The organism is Amycolatopsis sp. NPDC043889, assembly GCF_056435645.1.
Map to the genome: position 1 here is coordinate 488344 of NZ_JBWKEC010000001.1, position 22659 is coordinate 511002.

At 68.4% G+C, this 22659-nt stretch carries 22 protein-coding genes; 11 read left to right on the top strand and 11 right to left on the bottom strand.

Going from position 1 to position 22659, the window contains the following annotated elements:
• The first annotated feature begins 18 nt into the window (after positions 1-18).
• The 9 genes from rnpA (at position 19) to AC0685_RS02565 (ending at position 6481) form a co-directional block, all read left to right on the top strand.
• On the top strand, positions 19-438 hold the full coding sequence (gene rnpA / locus AC0685_RS02525) for a ribonuclease P protein component (protein ID WP_478223916.1): 420 nt from the start codon (positions 19-21) through the stop codon (positions 436-438).
• A gap of 4 nt (positions 439-442) precedes the next feature.
• Positions 443-748 (top strand): membrane protein insertion efficiency factor YidD, encoded by a 306-nt coding sequence (gene yidD / locus AC0685_RS02530; RefSeq protein WP_340686101.1) that lies wholly within the window; start codon positions 443-445, stop codon positions 746-748.
• A gap of 4 nt (positions 749-752) precedes the next feature.
• Positions 753-1856, top strand: coding sequence for a membrane protein insertase YidC (yidC, locus tag AC0685_RS02535; protein WP_478223917.1), 1104 nt, complete (start codon positions 753-755; stop codon positions 1854-1856).
• 30 nt (positions 1857-1886) lie between these two features.
• On the top strand, positions 1887-2444 hold the full coding sequence (locus AC0685_RS02540) for a Jag family protein (protein WP_125679346.1): 558 nt from the start codon (positions 1887-1889) through the stop codon (positions 2442-2444).
• 212 nt (positions 2445-2656) lie between these two features.
• Positions 2657-3337 carry a 16S rRNA (guanine(527)-N(7))-methyltransferase RsmG gene (rsmG, locus tag AC0685_RS02545; RefSeq protein WP_478223918.1) on the top strand — a complete coding sequence of 227 codons (681 nt, stop codon included), beginning with the start codon at positions 2657-2659 and terminating at the stop codon, positions 3335-3337.
• 64 nt (positions 3338-3401) lie between these two features.
• Positions 3402-4331: a ParA family protein gene (locus AC0685_RS02550; RefSeq protein WP_125679348.1), complete on the top strand. Its 930-nt coding sequence runs from the start codon at positions 3402-3404 to the stop codon at positions 4329-4331.
• On the top strand, positions 4328-5344 hold the full coding sequence (locus AC0685_RS02555; RefSeq protein WP_478223919.1) for a ParB/RepB/Spo0J family partition protein: 1017 nt from the start codon (positions 4328-4330) through the stop codon (positions 5342-5344). The genes AC0685_RS02550 and AC0685_RS02555 overlap by 4 nt, the downstream gene beginning before the upstream one ends.
• An 85-nt stretch (positions 5345-5429) precedes the next feature.
• Positions 5430-6101, top strand: coding sequence for an HAD family hydrolase (locus AC0685_RS02560; RefSeq protein ID WP_478223920.1), 672 nt, complete (start codon positions 5430-5432; stop codon positions 6099-6101).
• Positions 6098-6481, top strand: coding sequence for a hypothetical protein (locus tag AC0685_RS02565; protein ID WP_478223921.1), 384 nt, complete (start codon positions 6098-6100; stop codon positions 6479-6481). The genes AC0685_RS02560 and AC0685_RS02565 overlap by 4 nt, the downstream gene beginning before the upstream one ends.
• A 5-nt stretch (positions 6482-6486) precedes the next feature.
• Here AC0685_RS02565 and AC0685_RS02570 read toward each other — a convergent pair whose 3' ends face one another.
• The gene (locus tag AC0685_RS02570; protein ID WP_340686107.1) at positions 6487-7437 is read right to left on the bottom strand and encodes a D-alanine--D-alanine ligase family protein; all 951 of its coding nucleotides are present in this window, start codon (positions 7435-7437) and stop codon (positions 6487-6489) included.
• Between the two features lie 34 nt (positions 7438-7471).
• Positions 7472-8791 carry an aminotransferase-like domain-containing protein gene (locus AC0685_RS02575; protein WP_478223922.1) on the bottom strand — a complete coding sequence of 440 codons (1320 nt, stop codon included), beginning with the start codon at positions 8789-8791 and terminating at the stop codon, positions 7472-7474.
• A gap of 195 nt (positions 8792-8986) precedes the next feature.
• On the opposite strand from AC0685_RS02575, the gene AC0685_RS02580 reads away from it, so the two are divergent.
• Positions 8987-9631 (top strand): GNAT family N-acetyltransferase, encoded by a 645-nt coding sequence (locus AC0685_RS02580; RefSeq protein WP_465459656.1) that lies wholly within the window; start codon positions 8987-8989, stop codon positions 9629-9631.
• Positions 9632-9915: 284 nt separating this feature from the next.
• Here AC0685_RS02580 and AC0685_RS02585 read toward each other — a convergent pair whose 3' ends face one another.
• The 9 genes from AC0685_RS02585 to AC0685_RS02625 form a co-directional block, all read right to left on the bottom strand.
• Complete coding sequence (locus AC0685_RS02585; protein WP_478223923.1) at positions 9916-11064, bottom strand: N-acetylmuramoyl-L-alanine amidase; 1149 nt, start codon at positions 11062-11064, stop codon at positions 9916-9918.
• A 250-nt stretch (positions 11065-11314) separates the two neighbouring features.
• Positions 11315-11638: a thioredoxin gene (gene trxA / locus AC0685_RS02590; RefSeq protein ID WP_101611569.1), complete on the bottom strand. Its 324-nt coding sequence runs from the start codon at positions 11636-11638 to the stop codon at positions 11315-11317.
• A gap of 41 nt (positions 11639-11679) precedes the next feature.
• The gene (gene trxB / locus AC0685_RS02595; RefSeq protein ID WP_478223924.1) at positions 11680-12675 is read right to left on the bottom strand and encodes a thioredoxin-disulfide reductase; all 996 of its coding nucleotides are present in this window, start codon (positions 12673-12675) and stop codon (positions 11680-11682) included.
• A 206-nt stretch (positions 12676-12881) separates the two neighbouring features.
• Positions 12882-13670, bottom strand: a complete 789-nt coding sequence (locus tag AC0685_RS02600; protein ID WP_478223925.1) for a hypothetical protein — start codon at positions 13668-13670, stop codon at positions 12882-12884.
• Positions 13667-14326 carry an RNA polymerase sigma factor SigM gene (gene sigM, locus AC0685_RS02605; protein ID WP_037333997.1) on the bottom strand — a complete coding sequence of 220 codons (660 nt, stop codon included), beginning with the start codon at positions 14324-14326 and terminating at the stop codon, positions 13667-13669. Before sigM ends, AC0685_RS02600 begins: the two co-directional genes overlap by 4 nt.
• Before the next feature lie 31 nt (positions 14327-14357).
• Positions 14358-15917: a hypothetical protein gene (locus AC0685_RS02610; protein ID WP_478224442.1), complete on the bottom strand. Its 1560-nt coding sequence runs from the start codon at positions 15915-15917 to the stop codon at positions 14358-14360.
• A 120-nt stretch (positions 15918-16037) separates the two neighbouring features.
• A complete protein-coding gene (murJ, locus tag AC0685_RS02615) occupies positions 16038-18140 on the bottom strand; it encodes a murein biosynthesis integral membrane protein MurJ (RefSeq protein WP_478224443.1) in 2103 nt (700 codons plus the stop codon).
• A 272-nt stretch (positions 18141-18412) separates the two neighbouring features.
• Entirely contained in the window at positions 18413-20560 is a 2148-nt protein-coding gene (locus tag AC0685_RS02620) for a DUF6049 family protein (protein WP_478223926.1), read from the bottom strand.
• Complete coding sequence (locus AC0685_RS02625) at positions 20557-21081, bottom strand: NUDIX hydrolase (protein WP_125679360.1); 525 nt, start codon at positions 21079-21081, stop codon at positions 20557-20559. The genes AC0685_RS02620 and AC0685_RS02625 overlap by 4 nt, the downstream gene beginning before the upstream one ends.
• Positions 21082-21229: 148 nt before the next feature.
• On the opposite strand from AC0685_RS02625, the gene AC0685_RS02630 reads away from it, so the two are divergent.
• Positions 21230-22648, top strand: coding sequence for a CCA tRNA nucleotidyltransferase (locus tag AC0685_RS02630; protein ID WP_478224444.1), 1419 nt, complete (start codon positions 21230-21232; stop codon positions 22646-22648).
• The last annotated feature ends 11 nt before the right edge of the window (positions 22649-22659 follow it).

The following is a 22659-nucleotide window of genomic DNA, read 5'->3' on the forward strand; positions in this document are numbered from 1 at the left end:
TCGCCGTCGAGGGACGTCGTGCTGCCGGCCGCCGCGAGGTTGCGGCGCAGTGAGGATTTCCGTGCCGTGATGCGGCGTGGGGCCAAGGCAGGCAGGCGCCGCCTCGTCGTCCATGCGTTGACCACGGACCCGCCCGATGCCGCCGAAGCGGCACGGGCGGGTTTTGTGGTGAGCAAGGCCGTCGGCAATTCGGTGGTCCGTCACCGGGTCACCCGCAGGTTGAGGCATCTCATTTCCGCCAGGCTCGGAACACTGCCGCCGGGGAGCTCGTTGGTGATACGGGCACTACCACCGGCCGCGGACGCGTCCAGCGCGGAACTCGGCTCGGACCTCGACGCGTCGTTGCGACGCCTCGGGCTGTCCGGGCACTCGGCGCATTCTGCCGTCACCGGGAAGTCCCGCCAGACGCGAGCCCCCGACAACGGATCAGCGGTGTAACGGCATGCGAGCCACCGAGAACGAGACCACCGAAGACGCCCGCCCCGGCCCGGTGGCATGGGTGCTGCTCCTGCCCATCAAGCTGTACCGCAAGGCGATCTCCCCCTTCTTTCCTCCGGCGTGCCGGTTCTACCCGAGCTGTAGCGCGTACGCCGTCGAGGCACTGACCCGGCACGGCGCCGGCCGCGGTAGTTATCTCGCGGCCCGGCGTCTGCTGCGCTGTGGCCCGTGGACCATGCCCGGCCGCGACCCGGTACCCGAGACGTTCTCGTGGCGCCACCGCCGACCTGAAACACCGATCGAGGAGTAGCTCAGTGCTCGACTTCATCTACTACCCCGTGTCCTTCATCTTGTGGTGTTGGCACAAGGTCTTCGGGCTCGTGTTCGGTGAGGCGAACGCGATCTCCTGGGTCCTCGCGATCGTCTTCCTGACGGTCACCGTCCGCGGCATCATGTTCAAGCCGTTCGTGAACCAGGTCCGGTCGATGAAGAAGATGCAGGACTTCGCGCCGGAAATGAAGAAGATCCAGAAGAAGTACTCCAACGACCGGCAGCGCCAGGCGATGGAGATGCAGAAGCTCCAGAAGGAGCACGGCGTCAACCCGCTGGGCAGCTGCCTTCCGATGCTGCTCCAGATCCCGGTCTTCATCGGCCTTAACCACGTCCTGCGGATGTTCACCATCAACCCGTATGGCGGCCCGAAGACCGAGAACTACTTCTTCGACCAGGCCGGTGTCGAGTCCTACGTTCACGCGAAGCTGTTCGGCGTCAACCTCGGCGACGCCATCTACACCGGCGTCGACATGGTCAGCGGAGGGAACGCGGCTCCCGGGTTCCACTGGGGCGTCGCTCCGGTCGCGATCCCGCTGATGATCGTCGCGAGTATCGCGACGCACCTCACCGCGCGGCACTCGGTCCAGCGCCAGAACCCCGAGTCGGCCACCCCGCAGACCGCGATGATGAACAAGCTCACGATGTACGTCTTCCCGATCGGTGTCCTCGTCTTCGGTGCGCTGTTCCCGATCGGTCTGCTCATCTACTGGCTCGCCAACAACGGCTGGACCCTGATGCAGCAGCGCCTCGTCTACACGAAGATCGACAAGGAAGAAGAGGCCCGCAAGGCGGCCGAGAAGGAGAAGCGCGCGAACCTCGGCCCGAAGCCGGGCCAGAAGCCGACTGCGCCGCGCCCCGGTCAGAAGCCGGTCCAGCAGAAGAGGAACAAGCAGTCCTCCGGCGGTCAGGTCAAGAAGGCGGGCTCGCCGCACGGCTTCGCCCAGACCGAATCCTCCACCGCGGAGAAGAAGGACGCCAAAGACGGAACGGCCGAGTCGTCGACGAACGGCTCGAAGGAGAACGGTGCGGACGTGCCCGGTCTCATCTCGGACTCGACTAAGAAATCGGGCCGGAAGCGTCGCTGACGCCGATCCGGGCCGGAGAGGAGACCAGTAATGGCGGAGACGATCGACACGATCGACGCCGAGGAGAACAGCGCAGCCGACGTTGAGGCCGCCGCTGAAGAGACCGCTCGCAAGGGAGGTGTCGACGACGACGTCCTCGTGAAGGAGGGCGACATCGCCGGTGACTACCTCGAGCGGCTGCTCGACCTTTTGGACTATGACGGCGACATCGACCTCGATGTCGAAGCGGGCCGCGCGATCGTCAGCATCGACGGCGGCGAAGACCTGGAGAAGCTCGTCGGCCCCCGCGGCACCGTCCTTGAGGCGCTGCAGGAGCTGACTCGACTGGCGGTGCAGCAGGAGACTGGTTCGCGGAGCCGGCTGATGCTGGACATCGCGGGCTGGCGAGCGGACCGCCGCGAGGAGCTCCGCGAGCTCGGCCGCTCGACCGCCGAGACGGTGGTCTCCTCCGGCGAGCGTGTCCGGCTGCAGCCGATGAGCCCGTTCGAGCGGAAGGTCGTGCACGACGCGGTCGCCGCCGTCGACGGGGTCAAGAGCGAGAGCGAAGGAGAGGACCCGAAGCGCCGGGTCGTCATCTTCCCCGCCTGACGGTTTTCTCGAACGAAGCGGCCCGCCGGTCATCCGGCGGGCCGCTTCTTTGTTGTCCGGATGAATTACACGCGTGGCGTTTCACGTGAAACGGGCGAGGGCGAGTGGAGTTGTCCACAACTTCGGACTGTCTCCCCGCTTTGCGGTCAGCGTCATGGACAATCAGTGGAGCGCGTTTCACGTGAAACGGCGTCGAGGGTTGAGGAGCGAGAGTGGGCTTGGACGGGGTCGCCGCATCGGTACGGAGCGCGGCGTCGGAAGTATTCGGAGACCGCGCCGAGCAAGCCGTCGGCTACGTCGAACTCCTGGAGCGGCACGGCGTCGAGCGCGGGCTGATCGGCCCCAGGGAGGTCGACCGGCTGTGGGAGCGCCACGTCCTCAACTCCGCCGTGATCGGCGAACGGATCCCGGACGGCGCCCGCGTGGTCGATGTCGGCTCAGGCGCGGGCCTTCCGGGTGTACCGCTCGCGATCAGCCGACCGGACCTCGATATCGTTCTGCTCGAACCGATGGCCCGCCGCGTCGACTGGCTGGCCGAGGTTGCCGAGAAGCTGGAACTCCCCATCACCGTTGTCCGCGGGCGCGCGGAGGAGCGGCAGGTACGTGAGGAGCTCGGTGGCGCGGATGTCGTCACCGCCCGGGCGGTCGCTCCGTTGGCCCGGCTCGCGAACTGGTGCCTCCCGCTCGTGCGTTCCCAAGGTGCTCTGGTCGCCCTCAAAGGAGCGAGCGCTGGAGAGGAAATCGAACGCGATCGCGCCGCCGTCCGGAAGGCCGGCGGCGGCGAACCGGAAGTCTTCGAGTGCGGCGCCAAGGTGCTCGAGGTTCCGAGCACGGTCGTCGTGATTCACCGTCTGCCCCCCAAACTGTCTCGATCGCGCGGCAGGCGCAGCTAGACCGGTTCCACGTGAAACAACGCAGAACGACTCTCACGTCCACTACAGAGGAGGCTCGAGACCGGTGACTCCCCCGCCGTCCGACCCTGCGAGCGTCGGCCAGGAACTCGGCTGGACGCCCATCGCCGAAGAAGCCGTCCGCGCCGCCAGTGTGCTGCACCCCAAGGAGGGTGCGCTCCCCCGGCCGAACCGCCGGCGGGTGCTGACGGTCGCCAACCAGAAGGGCGGCGTCGGCAAGACGACGAGCACGGTGAACCTCGCCGCCGCCCTTGCCGTGCACGGGCTCAAGACGCTCGTGATCGACCTCGACCCCCAGGGCAACGCGAGCACCGCGCTCGATATCGACCACCGATCCGGCACGCCGTCGATCTACGAGGTACTGATCGGCGAGGTGTCGCTCGCCGAGGCGGCGGCCCAGAGCGAGCAGTCGCCCAACCTCTACTGCGTGCCCGCGACCATCGACCTCGCCGGCGCCGAGATCGAACTCGTCTCCATGGCGTCCCGCGAGATGCGGCTCAAGGAGGCGCTGTCGTCCGAGATCCTCGACGAGATCGGCGTCGACTACGTCTTCATCGACTGCCCGCCGTCGCTCGGCCTGTTGACCGTCAACGCGATGGTCGCCGCGCAGGAGGTGCTGATCCCGATCCAGTGCGAGTACTACGCGCTCGAAGGTCTGGGTCAGCTGCTGAGCAACATCGAGCTCGTCCAGGCGCACCTGAACCGCGAACTCAGCGTCTCCACGATCCTGCTCACCATGTACGACGGCCGGACGAAGCTGGCCGATCAGGTGACGAACGAGGTCCGGAACCACTTCGGGGACACTGTTCTCAAGACGGTGATCCCGCGCAGCGTGAAGGTCTCCGAAGCCCCCGGATACGGGCAGACGGTCCTCGCGTACGACCCGGGTTCCCGGGGTGCGATGAGCTACGTGGACGCGGCCAAGGAGATCGCGCAACGTGGGGTGGAGATGAAGGAAAGGAGCGGTACGGCATGAGCGAGCGCAGAGGGGGGCTCGGGCGCGGGCTCGCCGCCCTGATCCCCACCGGCCCGCCGCCGGGTTCGGCGGCCCCGGCCGAGAACGGCTCCCCTGCCCCGTCCGCGCCCGCGAGCAAGCCCGTCGGGCCGGATGACAAGGGCTGGTTCGCGGCCAACGGTGCGGCCGGTTCACACGGCGGAACGGTCGCCGGCGCGGTCTACCGCGAGGTGCCGGTCAGCCAGATCAAGCCGAACCCGAAGCAGCCGCGGCAGGTCTTCGACGAGGACGCGCTCAACGAGCTGGAGCACTCGATCCGCGAGTTCGGGCTCATGCAGCCCATCGTGGTCCGGGAGCTCGGCTCCGACGAGTACGAACTCGTCATGGGCGAGCGGCGCCTGCGTGCCTCCCAGCTGGCGGAGCTGGAGGCGATCCCGGCGATCGTCCGCCAGACCGCCGACGAGGCGATGCTGCGCGACGCGCTGCTCGAGAACATCCACCGCGTTCAGCTCAACCCGCTCGAAGAGGCGGCGGCGTATCAGCAGCTGCTCGACGAGTTCGCGGTCACGCACGAGGAGCTGGCGGGCCGGATCGGGCGCAGCCGGCCGGTCATCACCAACACGATCCGCTTGCTCAAACTCCCCCTCGCGGTCCAGCGGCGGGTCGCGGCCGGGGTGCTTTCGGCGGGTCACGCGCGGGCGCTGCTCTCCCTCGAAGACGCCGACAGTCAGGAAGAGCTGGCCGCGCGGATCGTCGCGGAAGGCATGTCGGTCCGCGCGACCGAAGAAGCCGTCACGCTCAAGAAGAGCGAAAAGCCGGCCAAGCCGAAGCCCGCTCCGCGCAAGCCGATCCAGGCTCCCGGTCTTCAGGAGCTGGCGAACCGGCTCTCGGACCGGTTCGACACTCGCGTGAAGGTCGACTTGGGTCGCCGAAAAGGTCGGATCACGCTCGAATTCGGGTCCGTTGACGATCTTGAACGCATCGTGGCGCTGATGGATCAAAATCAGGCAAATCAGACACGCGAAACCGATTAGGGATTACCCCAGGTCGTTTTGTCACGGTGACGATAGCTGGGTGTCGACAGAGAAATCACGCTGCGTACTTGAACTGGGGGCAAGTATGAAAGGGCTCGTCGGCGGTCGAAATCCCCGCGCGGTGGTCTTCGACTGCGACGGACTACTCATGGACACCGAGCCGTGTTGGTCGGTCGCCGAGACCGAGCTGTTCGCTCGGCGAGGTCTGCCCTTCGGTCCGGACGAGAAGGCGTTGGTGATCGGCAAGTCGCTCCCGGCCGCCGCCGACGCGATGGCGGAGGCGTTCGGCGAACCCGAGGGCGGCGCCGAGATCGCGGACGAGTTGCTGAGGTTGGTGACCGAAGTCGTCACCGCGAAAGCGGAGGCGATGCCCGGCGCGCGCGAGTTGGTCGAGTTGACCGCCGCCGCCGTCCCGGTCGCCGTCGCGAGCAACTCGCCCCGGGCGCTCCTCGAAGCCGCGCTCGTTCGCGGCGGGCTTTCGGAGATGTTTCCCGTGAAACTGGCCGCCGACGAGGTGGCCGCGCCGAAGCCCGATCCGGAGATGTACCGGACCGCCTGCGCACTGCTCGACGTCGATCCCGTCGACGCGTTGGCGTTCGAGGACTCGCCGACCGGTCTCCGGTCGGCGCGAGCGGCCGGGATGACCGTCATCGGGGTTCCCACCTTGAAGCAGCAGGACTTCCCCGCCGATGTCGTGATCGGCTCTCTGCGCGACGAAGAGCTGCTGGCCTGGATCCGCGGCTGGCCTCGGCGGTGACCGGTCTCCCCTTCGTCCGCTTCCAGAGCCCGGTCCGCGATGAGCGTGGAAACTTCACCGGCGTCTTCGGTCTCGTGAACGGGCTCGCCCGGGCCGGACGCCTGACCGTCGAGCAGGAAGCCTTCCGCAGGGCGAACAACGACTGGTACGACGCGAACTTCATCAACCCGGCGCACGCCGATCCGAGCGTCTACGACGCGGAGGTCAATCCCGGAGCCGCAGCGTGGTTCAAGGCGACCGCTCGTGTCTTCATCGAGCGGGTCGACGGCTACCTGGCGATTCTCGAGGCGCACGAGATCCCGTGCGAGACCGTCCGGTCGGCGAATCCGGGCCGGGTCGTCTACGAAGACGAGTACCAGGTAGTCGCCGTCCAGAACTGAAAGACTCAGCTCTTGCGGGAAATCGCCCGTCCCACGAGGTCGGCGAAGACCGAGCCGAGGGTGGCACCGGACGCCTCGATCGCCACCGGGACGATCGAAGTCTCGGTCAGGCCCGGGGACAGGTTCACCGCGAGGAAGTAGACCGTGCCGTCTTCGGCGACCACGGCGTCGGTGCGGGAGATGTCGCGAAGCCCGAGTTGCCGGTGCACGGCGACGGCCAGCTCGCTGACCGCCTTGGCGGCGTCGTCGGGGATCCGCGCGGGGGTGAAGAAATCGGTCAGCCCGGCGGTGTAGCGGGCGGTGTAGTCGTACACGCCGCTCTCCGGCACGATCTCGACCGCGGGCAGGGCCTCGGGGCCTTCCGCGCCTTCGATGACCGTCACGGCCACCTCAACGCCGGATACGAACTTCTCGGCGAGAACGGTGTCTCCGTAAGCGAAGCAGCCGACCATCGCGCCGGGCATTTCAGCGGCGTCCTTGACGACCTGGGCGCCCAGCGCCGAACCGCCCTGGTCCGGTTTGAGGATCATGGGCAGGCCCAGCGTCTCGACCATCGAGTCGAGCACGGCCTGCGCGCCGAGTTCGCGGAAGGTGCTGTGCGGCAGCACGACCCAGTCCGGCGTGGTGAAACCCGCGTCGGCGACGAGTGCCTTGGCCGTCGGCTTGTCCCACGCGCGGCGGCAGCCCCGCGAACTGGTCCCGACGTAAGGCACGTCGAGCATCTCCAGCACCGTCTGCACCGCGCCGTTCTCCCCCTCACCACCGTGAAGGGCGACGATGGCCGCGTCAGGCCGCTGGGTGCGCAGGCGTTCGAGCAGGCCCGCGTCGGTGTCCCACTCCTCGACGATGAGACCTTCCGCCCGCAACGCGACCGAGAGCCGGCGTCCGGAGCGGAGAGAGACATCGCGTTCGTGGGAAAGTCCGCCTGCGAGTACGGCAACGGTGCGGTCGACCACCGAGACTCCTTTGTGCTTGGGGACGTCCGGCCGATCAGACCGTGTCCGGAGAAGGGTTCTGCGGCCCCGAGATCGAGCGTGGGCTCGCGTTACCGAAGGTACGCGCGAGGTCCATTTCGGACTCGAGCACCGCGGCGAGCCGCCGGACACCTTCGCGGATCCGCTCGGGCGTCGGGTAGCAGTAGGAAAGTCGAAGCTGTCTGCTGCCGAAACCGTCGGCGTAGAAACCGGTTCCGGAGGCGTACGCGACACGGGCCGTGACGGCCCGCGGCAGCATCGCCTTCGTGTCCACGCCCTCGGGGACGGTCATCCAGACGTAGAAACCGCCATCGGGTTTGGTCCAGCTGCAACCGGCGGGCATGTGCTGATCGAGCGCGGACAGGATCGCGTCCCGTCGCTCCCGGTAGTTCTCGCGGAAGGTCTTGATCTGCCCCATCCAGTCGTGCGTCGAGAGGTATCGCGACACGATCAACTGGTTAAGCGTTGGCGGACAAAGCGTCGCGGACTCGGCCGCGAGCACGAGTTTCTCCCGGACGGCATGCGGCGCGAGCACCCAGCCGACCCGCAGGCCGGACGCGAACGTCTTCGAAAAGGAGCCCAGGTAAACGACATTGTCGGGGTCGATCGAGCGGAGCGCGGGGTACGTCTGCCCGCCGAAGCCGAGCAGTCCGTACGGGTTGTCCTCGACGATGAGGATGTCGTTCTCCCGGCAGATCTCCACGATCTCCGCGCGCCGCTCGACGGCCAGCGTGACGCCGCCGGGGTTGTGGAAGTTGGGGATCGTGTAGAGGAACTTGACCCGGCGGCCCGCTTTCCGTGTCTCCGCGAGCGCGGCGCGGAGCCCCTCGGGGACCAGGCCGTGGTCGTCCATCGCGACATGGACGACGTCCGCCTGGTACGCGGCGAACGAGCCCAGCGCGCCGACGTACGACGGGCCCTCGGCGATGATGACGTCACCCGGATCGCAGAACAGCCGGGTGACCATGTCGAGCCCCATCTGGGAGCCGACCGTCACGACGACGTCGTCCGGGTGGGCCTTGATGCCCTCGAGGGCCATGATTTCGCAGATCTGCTCACGCAGCGACGGGATGCCGTGCGCGGAGCCGTACTGGAGCGCGACCAGGCCGTCTTGGGCGATGAGCTCGCCGACCTGCGCGGACAGCGTGTCCAACGGGAGCGCGGCGAGGTTCGGCATCCCGCCGGCGAGCGACACCACTTCGGGGCGACTGGCCACCGCGAACAAGGCCCTGATCTCGGAAGCAGTCATCCCGGCCGTACGAGCGGCGTAGCGGTCGAGATGAGGGTCGAGGTTGTGTCGGCCGGGCTCCGGCCGGACAGGGCGGTTCTCGGTCATCAGGCGCTTCACCCGGCTTCGAAGTGGACATAGTCGCTACCGACTGGTAGTTCCATCGAGTGTAACCACCCTCCCTTGAGGGGCCCTGGCCTTTCGGTGTTCATCACATCGGCCTATCCTCGGTCTGGACCCCTTCAGTGAGCCCTGCTCGGGACAAGGCCGCGTCGGGTGTTCCTCATTCAGGGAGGTTTGTCTGTGTCGCGTCGCGTCGTGGGCGTAACCCTGGACAACCTCGAACACCTGCCCAAGAGCTGTCGCCGCTGCGTGTACTGGGAGCTGGCACCGCATCTGAAGGCGCAGGCCGAGGAATACGGCGCGACAGAGGTCGAAAAGGAAGCCTGGGTCTCCAGCGTGCTGCTGGAGTGGGGTTCCTGCGGCCGGATCGTCTACAGCGACACCCTGCCCGTCGGTTTCGTGCTCTACGCGCCGCCGAACGCCGTGCCGCGCTCGCTGGCTTTCCCGACTTCGCCCCCCGGCCCCGACGCGGTCCTGCTGACCGCCTTCCAGGTGCTTCCCGAATTCCAGGGCGGCGGGCTCGGCCGGATGCTGGTGCAGGCCGTCGCGAAGGACCTCACCAAACGCGGGGTTCGCGCGATCGAGGCCTTCGGGGACGCCAAGCCCGACGAGACCGATCCGGACGGCGGGCACAGTTGTGTCCTGCCCGCCGCGTTCCTGCAGAGTGTCGGGTTCAAGACCGTGCGGCCGCATCCGCGGTGGCCGCGGCTGCGGCTGGAACTGCGGTCGGCGATCTCGTGGAAGGAAGACGTGGAGGCGGCCCTCGAACGGCTACTCGGCCAGGTCTCCATCACGACGGCCGAGCCGAGCATGGGCCGCGCCTGACCTTCTTCGCCCCGCTTTAGCAGAGTTCCAGAGCGCGCGCAGCAGCCATCCCCCTGCCTGGGGACAGCTGTGGGTAACCCGCCGAGTTATCCACAGATCGCTGCTAGGAGCGGTGGAAAATCTGTGGATGGGTAGGCTGGACTTGGGGACGCCCCCCGGGAAGGGTGGGGGCTGCGCGCCGGGTGGAGCTAGGGGTGGCGTACTCGGGGGACGGGGCACACAACCGGTTGTGCCGAGGGCGTCGGCAGAGGGATGTGCGCCCGCGTGCGGGTGTGGAGGACTGGCTACTCCGCTTTGGCGAGTTCGTGGGCCAGGACGTCCGCGAAGGTGAACGTGCCGGTCGGTTGGTCGCCTTCGCCGAGGAGGTACAGGCGCTTCACAGCGACCAGGATGCCTTCGGCGACGACGTCGCGGAAAGCCGGGTCCGCCAGTTTGCGGCTGTCCTCGGGGTTGGTCAGGTAGCCGATCTCGATCCGCACCGCGGGGCAGCGGGTGCGGGTGAAGATCTCCCAGGTCTTGTAGTGCGTGCGGCAGTCGAGCATGCCGGTGCGGGCGGCCAGCTCGCGCTGGATGAAGCCGGCCAGCAACTCACCGACGGTCGACGTGGTGCCGTTGCCGGTGCCGAAGTGGAAGCTCGCGACCCCCTGCGCCTTGGGCGAGGGGTTCTTGTCGTTGTGCAGCGAAAGGAACAGGTCGGCGCCCGCCTCGTTCGCGAACTTCGCCCGCTCACCCTCAGTCGGGCTCTGGTTCGGGCCGCGCGAGATCAGCGCCTCCATGCCCGTGGCCTGCATCCGGCCTTCGAGCCGCCGCGCCAGGTCCCAGGCGATGTCCGCCTCGCGCAAGCCGCCCGCGACGACCCCGAGGTCCTCGCCGCCGTGGCCAGGGTCGATCACGATGCGCTTGCCGCGCAGCCGGGGGCCCGCCTGCCGCACCTGCTCCTGCTCGCGCAGGAAAACGGGGCGGCCGCCGCGGGCACGCGGCGAAGAGAGCCGGTGCAGCTCACGGATGGTGGCCGGGCCGCACATACCGTCGGCGACCAGGCGCATGTCGCGCTGGAAGGTCTTGAGCGCACGCTCGGTCTGGGGACCGAAGTGGCCGTCCGGGCGGCCGGCGTCGAAACCGAGCTCGGTCAGCCGCTCCTGGAGCGCGAAGACGTCGTCACCCTGCATGGGGGCGGAGAACATGTAGGTCAGCGGCCGGCTGCCGAGATGGAAGCCGGCGCCGCGAAGCGCCTGATAGGTGGCCGGACCCACCAGACCGTCGGTGATGAGCCCACGGCGCTGCTGGAACGCCCGCACGGCATGTTCCATCGCCGTGTCGAAGACCTCGTACTCCCCGGATTCGGTCACCGGCGGGAGCAGCTCCATCGCCGCCAGCGTGGACCTGATCTCGGCGACGTCCGGTCCGGCGTCACCGCGGCGGAGTACCCGCATGCACTCCTCGCTCTTCCCTTGGGGCACCGATCGAGCTCGATGCACGACTATGAAAACCCTGCGGGGCGAACCCCGGTGCTCTATTGTGCCCTGTGAACTCTCGGTGAGCGCGGAGGCCCGGTCGGTGCGTCAAGTCCCCGTTCGTGGAACTCGTCCAGGCGTTCCCATAACGGAGAGATCTACCCATTCCCCGTGACGACGAAACCCGGAGCCTGGGCAGGCCCCGGGTTTCGGCAGGTGAAACGCGAGATCAGAGGACGTCGGCGAGGTCCGACAGCAGCGCGGCCTTCGGCTTGGCGCCGACGATCTGCTTCACCGGCTTGCCGCCCTGGAACAGGATCAGCGTCGGGATCGACATCACCTGGTAGTCACGCGCAGTGTTCGGGTTGGCGTCGATGTCGAGCTTCGCGACCGTCAGCTTCTCGCCGTTCTCGGCCGCGATCTCCTCGAGTACCGGGGCGACCATCTTGCACGGACCGCACCAGGTCGCCCAGAAGTCGACCAGGACGGGCTTCTCGCTCGTCAGCACGTCGTCGACGAACGTCTTGTCGGTCACCGTCACGGTGTTGGCCATGGTGTCTCCTTCTGGGTGGTGAAACTCCGGTGTTGCGAAAGTCAGTCGGTGGTGGCGCCGTAGCCGCCACCGACCAGCTCAGGGGTCTCCTGGGCGGCCTCGACACCGGCGTGCTCCGCCAGCCATCGTTCCGCGTCGATCGCCGCGGCGCAGCCCGAGCCCGCGGCGGTGATCGCCTGCCGGTACGTGCGGTCGACCAGGTCGCCCGCGGCGAAAACGCCGGGAAGGTTCGTGTACGAGGTGCGGCCCTTGGTGAGCACGTAGCCGTCCTCGTCGAGGTCCACCTGGCCGCGCACCAGTTCGCTGCGCGGGTCGTGACCGATCGCGACGAAGAACCCGGTCACGTCCAGCTTGGACTCCTCACCGGTGACCGTGTCCTTGAGCTTCAGGCCCTCGACCTTGCCCTCACCCTCGACCTCGGTGATCTGCTTGTTGAGCGCCCACTTGATCTTCTCGTTCTCGCGGGCACGCTCCAGCATGATCTTGGAAGCGCGGAACTCCTCGCGGCGGTGGACGATCGTCACGGACTTGGCGAACTTCGTCAGGAAGGTCGCCTCCTCCATCGCCGAGTCGCCGCCGCCGGCGACCACGATGTCGTGGTCGCGGAAGAAGAAACCGTCGCAGGTGGCACAGGCCGAAACCCCGCGGCCGAGCAGTTCCTGCTCGCCGGGCACGTTCAGATAGCGGGCCGCGGCGCCCATCGAGAGCACGACCGCGCGGGCCGCGTAGCGCTTGCCGTTCGCGAAGACGTACTTGACGTCACCGGTCAGCTCGACGGACTCGACGTCCTCCTGGCGCAGGTCGGCGCCGAAACGCTTGGCCTGCTCGCGCATCTCTTCCATGAGGTCGGGACCCTGGATGCCTTCGCGGAAGCCGGGGAAGTTCTCGACCTCCGTCGTCGTCATCAGCGCACCGCCGAACTGAGTGCCCTCGAACACCAGCGGTTCGAGCTGCGCCCGTGCCGCGTAGACAGCGGCGGTGTATCCCGCAGGACCCGATCCCACAATGATCAGGTTCCTGATCTCCTCGGCAGCCACCCGTGACCTCCGCTCGTAGTGACCTGTTCACCAGGCTCAACACGATCGTAAGGGCCGGTGTTCCCGGGGTGACCGGCGCTACTTCCCCGCCCGCGCCGAGGTGGTGGCAAAGGTCCCTTGCTCCCATCCGGAGAGCAAGGGACCTCTATTAGCGGCCGGAGGCAGCAGGGAGATCTTTTTCTGCCGCTGCTACCACGTCTCGTCTGCTACTTCGCTCCGATGATCTTGTCGAAGAGGACCGCCGGGTTGCCGGGGCCGCAGTCGGCACCGAAGGCGACGATGCGGAACTGGGCGAGTTTGCCTGTGGTGTAGATCACCATCACGCCGTCCTTGCCCGCGACGTTCACCGGCCGGATGCCCTCCGGCCGCACGTCGGCGTCCATTCCGGCCGCGGCGACGCAGGCGTCGAGGCGTTCTTCGGTCTTCAGCGAGCCGAAGTCGCGGACGCCGATCGCCTTGCCGACGAGGGCTTCGGCACCTCCGCCGTCTCCGCCGACCGAAGGTCCGGAAGGAGCCGACGGCGCGGGCTGGGCGATACCGCCCGAATCCGGCTCCCGGGTGGCCGGGACGACTATCGCCACGGCGGCGATGGCCGCCGCCGCCACGGTCGCTATTCCGGCGCCCCAGCCGATCCGTTTGTTCCGCCGCCGCCGTGCGGCCGCGAGGTCCACCACCGGGGCGACCTGCTCCTGCGGCCGTTCAGATGCGCCTTGAAACGCAGGCGACACTCGCATTTCGGCGGCCAGCGCGGCGTCGATCCGTGCCGCGTACTCCGCCGGCATCGGCGCGACCGGCTCGTTCGCGAGTTCCGCGAGGTCGGCCGTGGTCGCTTCGAGTGCTTCGATGATCGCCAGTGCTTCGGGGTCGGCGTTCACCAGCGGCCACAGCTTGGCCGCTTCTCGCTCGTCCAGCACACCTGCGTGCAGGTCGGCGAGCACATCGACAGACCACGGCGGACCGACGGTCCCACCGATCCCCCTGCTCTCGTCTGTCATCGTCCCTCCCCGTCACCCGGCGTGCCCTGAGGACGCCTGGCACCCCGTTGCGGGGTAGCGCGCTCTCGTTTGCTTTCGTGAGTTGGGACGTTCGCAATCGCATCGGGGTTCCGTAGATGTCCGAGAACCTTCGCGAGCTTTCCGCGACCTCGGGCACACCGGCTCTTGACCGTGCCCTCGGCGATGCCGAGCATCTTCGCCGTCTCGGCGACGGAGTATCCCTCGACGTCGACCAACACGATCGGGGCACGCTGCTCTTCGGGGAGCTGGTCGAGGGCTTCCTTGACGACCAGGCTCGTCTCGCGTTCCGACATCGAGTCACGCGGTGAAGCGGGCTCGTTGAACTGCCCGGTCTCGGGCAACGGAACGGTCGGTCTGGCCTTGCCCCGCCGGATGCGGTCGAGGCACGCGTTCACGACGATGCGGTGCAACCACGTCGTGACCTGCGATTCTGCTCTGAAGTTGCCCGCTGCTCGGAACGCGGAGATGAAGGCGTCCTGCAGGGCGTCCGCGGCTTCTTCCGGATCCCGCAAGGTGCGCAGGGCCACCGCCCACATGCGGTCTCGATGTCGCTGGACCAGTTCACTGAACGCGTGCGGGTCTCCAGCGGCATGCGCCGCTATGAGATCCGCGTCCGTGGGAGCTGCAGCTGTCACCCGGGAGAGCCTACTGACCCGGTGTCCGCCGTCACCCCGCAGGCAGGAAGGTCAGCTCGTTGAGTTCGGTGACGAACTTTCCTTTGTCATCTTCACCCAGCTGAGTGATCCAGATGATGAAGTACTGACCCTGCTGAGGCTGCTGCAACGCGATGGTCGACTCGCCCTCCGCGAGGTCTCCGGTCCCGACGACCTTCGTTTCGTCGAGCTTCGGGTTCTTCTTGTCGGCGGAGCGGATCTCGACCTTCGAGCCGGGGCTCGCCGCGTCGATCTTGACCTGGGTGAGGTTGATCGGGTCCTTGAAGGTCACGACCAGTCCGACGCCGTCCTTGAGCACCGGGAATTGCTTGTCGTATTGGTCGGTCTTCCACGAGGTGACCGTGTCACCGTCGGTGGTGTTCCTGGCCTTGCCAGGGCTGTCGCCCTTGCTGCCCGGGTTGTAGACGGCCACGGCCGACGGCTTCACCGCGGCACCCACGGCGGGGGACGGCTTCTGCTGGGCCGGCGGCGGCTGCTCGCCCGAGGGCGGCGGCGCGACCTGCGAAGAGGACGCGGCGACGTTGATTTTCGGACCGCTGGACTTCGACTCGCCCTGGAACAGGTTGATCAGCATCATCCCGCCCCAGGCGAGGATGACCACGGTCGCGACGACCAGCACGGTCACGCCGAACGCCAGCTTCTTGCGGCGCGCGACGTCCTTGACCGGCTTCTTCGTCGTCCAGACCGTGCCGTCCGATTCGGCCACGGCCTCTTCCTCGCCGACGGCCTTGATCAGCTGGGTGCGTTCTTCGGCTTCGGCGACCTGGTCCAGGACACGCAGGATGGCCGCGCTGGTGCGGATACCGCCGTGGCCGCCGTCCTCGATGGTGCGGACGGCGAGCGAGGACAGCTCAACGGGCACCGTCGGGACCAGTGAACGCGGCGGGATGACACGGCCGGTCGGCGCGTGCGGCGCCGCCGGGATCGCGGCCGGGCCACCGGGAAGGGCCCACCGGCCGGTCAGCAGCAGGTACAGGACGGCGCCGAGTGCTTTGACGTCGTCGCGAAGGGTCGCTTCGGGCAAGGGGCCCGGGAAGGCGAGCTTCAGTGCGCCGTCCGGGGTGAGCCGGAGACGCTGCGGGTGGTCGAGGCCGAGGACGAGACCGTTCTGATGGGCGTGGTCGACGGCTTCCGCCAGCGCCTGCACCATCCTGGCCGCCGCGGCGGGCGCCACCGGGCGCTGCGCCACCAGGTCGACCAGGTCGCTGCCCTTGGTCCATTCCGCGACGACGACACCGAGCAGACCTTCGCTCGATGTGACGCCGCTGCCGAGGCTGAGCACGTCGAGAACGCGCGCGACCCCGCCGTGGCCGAACTTGGAGGCGTGCGCGGCACGCTCCAGCGTCCGGCGCGCGAGCCGGGCGGCTTCCGCGTCCGCGGGGTCGCCGACCAGCAGCGTCAGCGCCACGTCCCGCTTCAGCTGCCCGTCGCGGGCACGCCAAAGATGCGCGGCGGCCCGCTCGTCCACCCCGAACTGTGCGAGCAGGCGATACCGGCCGTCACCGACGACCCGGCCAGGGGCCAGCGACCCGCCTTGGGCCCGGATGCCCATCTGGCCGGCCTCCCCTGCCTGTTCGCTCCGTCTCGTATCCACCGCACTCTCCCGCGTAGCTCCCGCCTCGAGAGTACCCAGAATACGACCCGTGAACGCGCGCCATCCGTACGTGAATCGTTATCCGCGCTTGATCAACCGGGTGATCCTCGTCGTGGCGGGCTTCAACTCCTCGACCTTCAAGGCCATGAGCACGCCGAACGAGACCACGATCCCGACCACCGTCTGCAGCAGAAGTTTCACCCAGGCTTGGAAAGTAGGCCCGAACGAGTCAGGGACGATCTGCCCGGCGAGCCAGGCGGCGCCGACCCCGAGCACACTCGCGACGACCGTGAAGAGGATCACCCCGAGAACCCGCTTGCTCCGGAGATTTCCGAGGGTCACCCACAGCCAGACCTGACCGAGGATCGCGCCGACGACGAACGTGAGGCCGTTGACCATCATCACGCCGAGCACGATGTTGTCCGGGGACAACAGCACGGGGCACAGATACAGCAGCGGCACCTTCACCACGGTCATCACGATCATGATCAGCACCGGGGTCCGTGCGTCCTTCATCGCGTAGAACACCCGCATCTGCAGCATGACCAGCGCGTACGGCAGCAGCGCGAACGCGGAGATGGCCAGCGCCTCGCCCATCCGCGACGCGTCCTCGACCGTGCCCTTGCCCAAGGTGAACAGGGCGATACCGACCGAACCGCCCACGATGGTCATCACGGCGGAAATCGGCAGGAGTGTCACCGTCGAGATCCGCGAGGCGTAGGAGAGGTCGCCGATCAGCTTCTTGTGGTCGCCGTCCGCTGCCGCGCGGCTCATCCTCGGCATGATCGCGGTCAGCAGTGACACCCCGATGACGCCGTACGGCAGCTGGAAGAGCAGCCACGCGTTGCTGTACGCGGTCACACCGCCTTGCGAACCGCTGGTCAGCACCCGGGTCGTGATCGTGTAGCCGACCTGGCTGACCGCGACATAGCCGACGGTCCACAGCGCCAGTCCGCCGAACTCCTTCATGCGCTTGTCGATGCCCCAGCGCCATTTGAACTTGAACCCCGACCGCAGCAGCGGCGGGATCAGCAGCACCGACTGCGCCACGATGCCCGAGGTCACGCCGATGCCCAGGGTCAGCAGCTTCGGGTCGGTGATGGACACGGGATCCGTGGAGATGTTCCCCGGCATGATCCACACCACGAGGATGGTGAAGATGACGACGAGGTTGTTGATCACGGGCGCCCACGCTGTCGGACCGAAGATGTTCTTCGCGTTCAGCACCGCCGAGAGCAGCGCGAACAAGCCGTAGAAGAAGATCTGCGGCAACAGCAGGTACGCGAACGCGGTGACCAGGTCGGGATTCGCCTGCCCCTTGTCGTCGACGTAGAGCTTGGTGATCCACGGCGCCGCGAAGACCGCGATCGTCGTCCCGACGACGAGCAGCGTGCCCGCGACCGTGACCAGCCGCTGGGTGTAGGCCTCGCCGCCGTCCTTGTCGTCCTGCGACCGCACGAGCAGCGGGACCACGAGGCTGGACAGCACCCCGCCCATCAGCAGCTCGAAGATGATGTTCGGCATGGTGTTGGCGACGTTGAAGGAGTCGTTCTCCACCTGGGCGCCGATGGCCGCGACCAGCAGCAGCTTCCAGGCGAAGCCGGTGATGCGGCTGATCAGCGAGGCGATCGCCATCCGGCCGCTCGACTTCGCGATCGACGGCGCCTTCGCCGGGGCGGCGACATCCTGCTCGCCCGTCTCCCCCGGCCGCGGTTTGACCAGCGGCGCGTCCTTGATCGCCGGCATGACCTGCGTGGCGAGCTGGTCGTACGGGCGGAGGACGTCAGGGTCGGCGACCGGCCAGCGCGAGCCCATCGGGACGCCGGGGGTGCGCGGGATGAACCGCGTCGCGTCGGGTTCGTCGCGCCGGTCGACCTGCCACGGGCGGACCGGTGGCGGCTGGCGGCGCCCGCGATGCGGCGGAGGCGGTGTCTGGTGGAGCGCCTGAGGAGGCGGCTGTGACACAGCCGGACGCCGCGGCGGCGGGTTCTGGGACGGCTGCGGCAGCGGCGGGCCCTGCGGCGGCGGAACCGGCTGACGACGGGTCGGCGGCGGAGGCGTCCCCTGGGGAGGGGGCGCCTTCCGCGGCGGTACCTGGTTCTGCGGTGGGGCCTGCGGTGGCCTCAGCCGCCGTGTCTCGTCGTCGGGGCGGCCCGCCACCCGCTGGCGGCGGCCGTCCACCGGCTGCGGAGGAGGCGGCGGCGCGGCCCGCCGCGGGCGCTCACCGCGTTCGGGCGGGGGCTGCTGCGGGGGCGGCTGACGACGCTCCGGACGGCGTGCGGGTCCCTCGGTACGGCGGGGCGGTGGCGGAGTGCCTTCGCGCCGGGGACGGCCTGCACGCTCGGGCGGTACACCCGGCTCTCTTTCCAACGCGTGCCCAATCCTCGGTGCTCGGCTACGTGATGCCCGGCGGCATCGTTCGACCCAGGGTAATCGGCGACGCCCGGAAACACTTAAACCTGTGCGTCCTCGGTCACACGCGGGGCGGTTTCGTTCGCCCGATCGGCTCGTGAGTCCTTGATCCTCCGGTAGATCCGGCGGGACGACAGGAGCAGCAGCGCACCCGCCGCGGTGATGGTGATGATGATGGTGATCGCGCCGTACTCCGTGGACGTCAGCTCGAACCGCGCGGCCGAACCGAGCGGGGTCCCGTCGGGCGTGGTCAGCGACACGTCGACGCTGAACCGGCCGGCCCGCAGCGCCTCGACCGGGAGCAGCCGGTTACGGGCGCTGTTGGCCGGGACCATCTGAGCCTGCAACTGGGTGTCGTCGGTCGGCCGCAGGCCCACGTTGTTCTTCAAGGCGACCTGGACGGCGACGCCGACCGGCAGGTTGTTGGTGATGAACACCGGCAGCGGCGCCGCGCCGGAAGCCAGCGCGATCGTCTGCTTCGGCCGCTCGACGGTGACCTGGCTGCGGATCGCCTCCAGATCGCCGCGGGCGTTGCCGGTGACGGTCGCGGCGTCCGCGCCGCGCCACGACGTCGACGCGGCCCGGATGAGGGCGAGCCGGACCGGGGCGACCACGTCGGCCGGCCTCACCCGTTTGGTGGCATCCATCGTCATCGCGGACGACAGGCCCAGTGTCTCGTTGTCGAGCTGGGACATCTTCGCGGTGACGTCGCCGCTGGTCGCGGCCGTCAGATCCTGTGGGTCGTAGTTGACCGACGCCGTCCCGGACAGGGCTTCACCGAGTAGTTCGGGCAGCGGCGCCGACTTGAGGAGGCCGGCGGTGTAGAAGTCGTCCATCCGCTCCAGGAACGTGGTGAGTTCGGTGCCGGTCGCGGCCCACTGCCGCGGCGGCGCGATCAGCAGCCGTGCGCGTTCCGGCCCCTCGTTCTGCCCGCCGAGCCCGGCACGGAAGGCGATGGCGCCGAGCCCGTTCTGGGTGGACCCCGAGCCGTTCAGCGCGGACGAGATCAGCGCGTCGATCGGCTGCGCGCGCAGGTCCGTCCCTTCGATCGACACCCCGCTCGAAAGCGGTGTGCGGGACTGGAGCTTGCCCGAATCGGTCAGCACGGTCTTGACGCCCGCCTTGCCGATCGCTTCGACGGTCTGCGAGTCGAGGGCGCCGCCGGGCCAGAGCACGCCGTCCTGCGGCTGGATGCCGAGCAGGTTCTTGATCGTCCCCGCGCCGCCGAGCGCGGTGGTCATGAGCGCGGTGTCGGTGGCGTCACCGGCGCGGACCTTCGTCAGCGCGGTGAGGTCGGCGTCGGCGAACGGGAGGGTGACCACGCACCGGCCCGCGACCAGCGCCTTCAGCCTGCCGAGCCAGTTCTTCGCGGTCTCGACGCCCTTGCCGGGAGCGCCGCCCGCGACCTGATAGCCACGGGTCATCGCGTCGACGGTCGCGACCAGGTCGGGGTCGATGGCCAGGCACAACGACGACGAGACCTTCGTGTCGGCCTCGGCCGCGCGCGCCGCCTCGACCAGCGAGTCCAGTCGTCCGCCGGCGGCCAGCTCGTCCGCCAGCCGCTCGTCCGCGAGGGTCAGCGGCCCGCCGAGTGGGGCGGAGACGACGTGCACGACGCTGTTCGCGATCGGCCACAGCAGGCTCGTCGACGGCGCCGACGGCGGACGCGACGCGGGCGCCTTGCCGGGGACACCGAGCACCGGCATCAGCAGGGTGACCGCCGCCAGCCGTTCCGGACCGCCGAAATCCGGGGTCCCGTTGACGTTGACCAGCAGCGGGTACACGCCGGGCCTCGGGAACTGCAGCTTGGCGGACTGACCGAGCGGGACGGCCAGGTTCAGCGCGGCGCTCTGGCCGGGCTCCAGCTCGTCCGGTTCGAGGTCGACGAACTCCGTCGCCGCGAGATCCTTGAACTTGTCGCCGGCGAGGACGTCACCGATCTGCTGCTCGCTCTGCAGCCGCGTGCCCAGTTGCAGCCGGACACCCAGCTTGCTGATCCGCCGGTCGCCGATGTTGGTGACGCGGCCGGTCACGGTGAGCGAAGCCGAAGCCGAGGTGATCACGCGGGGGTTGAGCTGGTCGAGGTCCACGCGCAGCCGGGGCTGTTCCTGGGCCTGCGCGACCGCGACGGGCAACGCGGTGAGGGCCAGGAACAGGATCGACAGGACAGTGGCGGCAAGCCGCTTCACTCAGGTGCTCCCTCGGCGGTGTGCTGTTGCTGCGCGAAGAGTTCTTTGGCCTTCCGGACCAGCTTGCGCTCGTCGGAGTAGGCGAGTTTGGTCTCCAGGTCGGCGAGCGGCACCCAGGCGACCTCGGTCACCTCGACATCCTCGTCCGAAAGTTCGCCGCCGGTGGATTCCAGGATGAAATGGTGCACCGTCTTGTGCACGCGCCGTCGCTCGGCCACGAACCAGTAGTCGATGGTGCCGAGGGGCCGCAGGACCTGCGCGGAGATGCCGGTCTCCTCCTTCACCTCGCGCACAGCCGTCTGCTCCACCGTCTCACCGTCCTCGATGTGGCCCTTCGGCAGCGACCACAGCAGTCTGCCGTGCCGGTCGAGCCGCCCGATCAGCGCGGCGTTCGCCCGTTCGGCGTCGACGACGAGTCCGCCGGCCGAGGTTTCGTCGACCGTGGTCAGCCGCCTCCCCCGCCTGCGCCTCCGCCGGCGGCCCGGCTTCGAAGCGCCGGAGCGCCCGGCTGATCCAGACATGCTGCGATGCTAGAGCAAACGGCGGTACAGGTACGCTGGCTCTCCGTGCCCGTGTTGGGCCGGGCCGTAGTAAGTACATCCAAATCGTGGTGGGATTGTCGTGAACAAGGTGGTCGCCGGGCAGGCGATTGCGGGGAAGAGCACTGCGATGCAGAACGCCGTGACCGAGCTGATGCGCATCTCCCCGCTGGCGGACGAGCTCGCGAAGCTCTTCGCGAAGGCGGGGCACAGCCTGTACCTGGTCGGCGGCAGCGTCCGCGACATGATGCTCCGCCGGCTGTCGAACGACCTCGACTTCACTACCGACGCGCGCCCGGACCAGGTGCTCAAGATCGTCAGCGCCTGGGGCGACGCGGTGTGGGACGTCGGTATCGCGTTCGGCACCGTCGGCGTGACCAAACAGGGCATGACCCTGGAGATCACGACGTTCCGCGCCGACAGCTACGACCGTGTCGGCCGCAACCCCGAGGTCACCTTCGGCGACAGCATCGAGGGAGATCTGCTCCGCCGCGACTTCACGGTCAACGCGATGGCGATCGACCTCGCGAACAAGACCTTCGTCGACCCGCACGACGGGCTCCAGGCACTGCAGGACAAGGTGCTCGACACGCCCGCGACCCCGCAGGAGTCCTTCGCCGACGACCCGCTGCGCATGCTGCGGGCCGCTCGGTTCTCCGCGCAGCTCGGGTTCACCGCGGCGCCGCGGGTGGTCGACGCGATGTCGTCGATGGCCGAGGAGATCGACCGGATCACCGCCGAGCGCGTGCAGGCCGAGCTGTCGAAGCTGCTGCTGGCGGACGACCCCCGGCCCGGTATCGAGCTGCTGGTCGACACCCGCCTCGCCGATCGCGTGCTGCCCGAGGTGCCGGGGATGCGGCTGGCGATCGACGAGCACCACCAGCACAAGGACGTCTACCAGCACTCGCTGACCGTGCTCGCGCAGGCGATCGACCTGGAGAAGTCGCACGAACCGACCTCCGAGCCGGATCTGATCCTGCGGCTCGCGGCGCTCCTGCACGACGTCGGCAAGCCCGCGACGCGCGAGTTCCAGCCCGGTGGCGGCGTGAGCTTCCACCACCACGAGGTCGTCGGCGCGAAGATGGCCCGCAAGCGTTTGCGCGCGCTGAAGTTCTCGAAGGAGATCGTCCAGGACGTCAGCCAGCTCGTGTTCCTGCACCTGCGGTTCCACGGCTACGGCAAGGGCGAATGGACGGATTCGGCGGTGCGGCGTTACGTCACCGACGCCGGCGACCTGCTGCCCCGGCTGCACAAGCTCGTGCGCGCCGACTGCACCACGCGCAATCGCAAGAAGGCGGCCGCGCTGCAGGCGACCTACGACGACCTCGAGCGGCGGATCGCGGCGATCCAGGCGCAGGAGGACCTCGACCGGGTCCGGCCGGACCTCAACGGCGAGGAGATCATGCGGATCCTCGGGCTCAAGCCGGGGCCGGACGTCGGCAAAGCTTGGAAGCACCTGAAGGAACTGCGGCTCGACCGCGGTCCGCTGGAGCACGACGAGGCGGTGGCCGAATTGAAGAAGTGGGCCGCCGAGAACGGCATAGGCTGAGATAAACCCCC

Excerpts from the sequence above, each read along its gene's own strand:
- yidD (WP_340686101.1), top strand. The coding sequence starts at position 443 with ATGCGAGCCACCGAGAACGAGACCACCGAAGACGCCCGCCCCGGCCCG.
- trxA (WP_101611569.1), bottom strand. The coding sequence starts at position 11,638 with ATGGCCAACACCGTGACGGTGACCGACAAGACGTTCGTCGACGACGTG.
- AC0685_RS02610 (WP_478224442.1), bottom strand. The coding sequence starts at position 15,917 with ATGGGCATCCGGGCCCAAGGCGGGTCGCTGGCCCCTGGCCGGGTCGTC.
- AC0685_RS02600 (WP_478223925.1), bottom strand. The coding sequence starts at position 13,670 with ATGACAGACGAGAGCAGGGGGATCGGTGGGACCGTCGGTCCGCCGTGG.
- AC0685_RS02630 (WP_478224444.1), top strand. The coding sequence starts at position 21,230 with ATGCAGAACGCCGTGACCGAGCTGATGCGCATCTCCCCGCTGGCGGAC.
- AC0685_RS02585 (WP_478223923.1), bottom strand. The coding sequence starts at position 11,064 with ATGCGGGTACTCCGCCGCGGTGACGCCGGACCGGACGTCGCCGAGATC.
- AC0685_RS02625 (WP_125679360.1), bottom strand. The coding sequence starts at position 21,081 with ATGTCTGGATCAGCCGGGCGCTCCGGCGCTTCGAAGCCGGGCCGCCGG.
- AC0685_RS02560 (WP_478223920.1), top strand. The coding sequence starts at position 5,430 with ATGAAAGGGCTCGTCGGCGGTCGAAATCCCCGCGCGGTGGTCTTCGAC.
- AC0685_RS02575 (WP_478223922.1), bottom strand. The coding sequence starts at position 8,791 with ATGACCGAGAACCGCCCTGTCCGGCCGGAGCCCGGCCGACACAACCTC.
- AC0685_RS02555 (WP_478223919.1), top strand. The coding sequence starts at position 4,328 with ATGAGCGAGCGCAGAGGGGGGCTCGGGCGCGGGCTCGCCGCCCTGATC.
- AC0685_RS02540 (WP_125679346.1), top strand. The coding sequence starts at position 1,887 with ATGGCGGAGACGATCGACACGATCGACGCCGAGGAGAACAGCGCAGCC.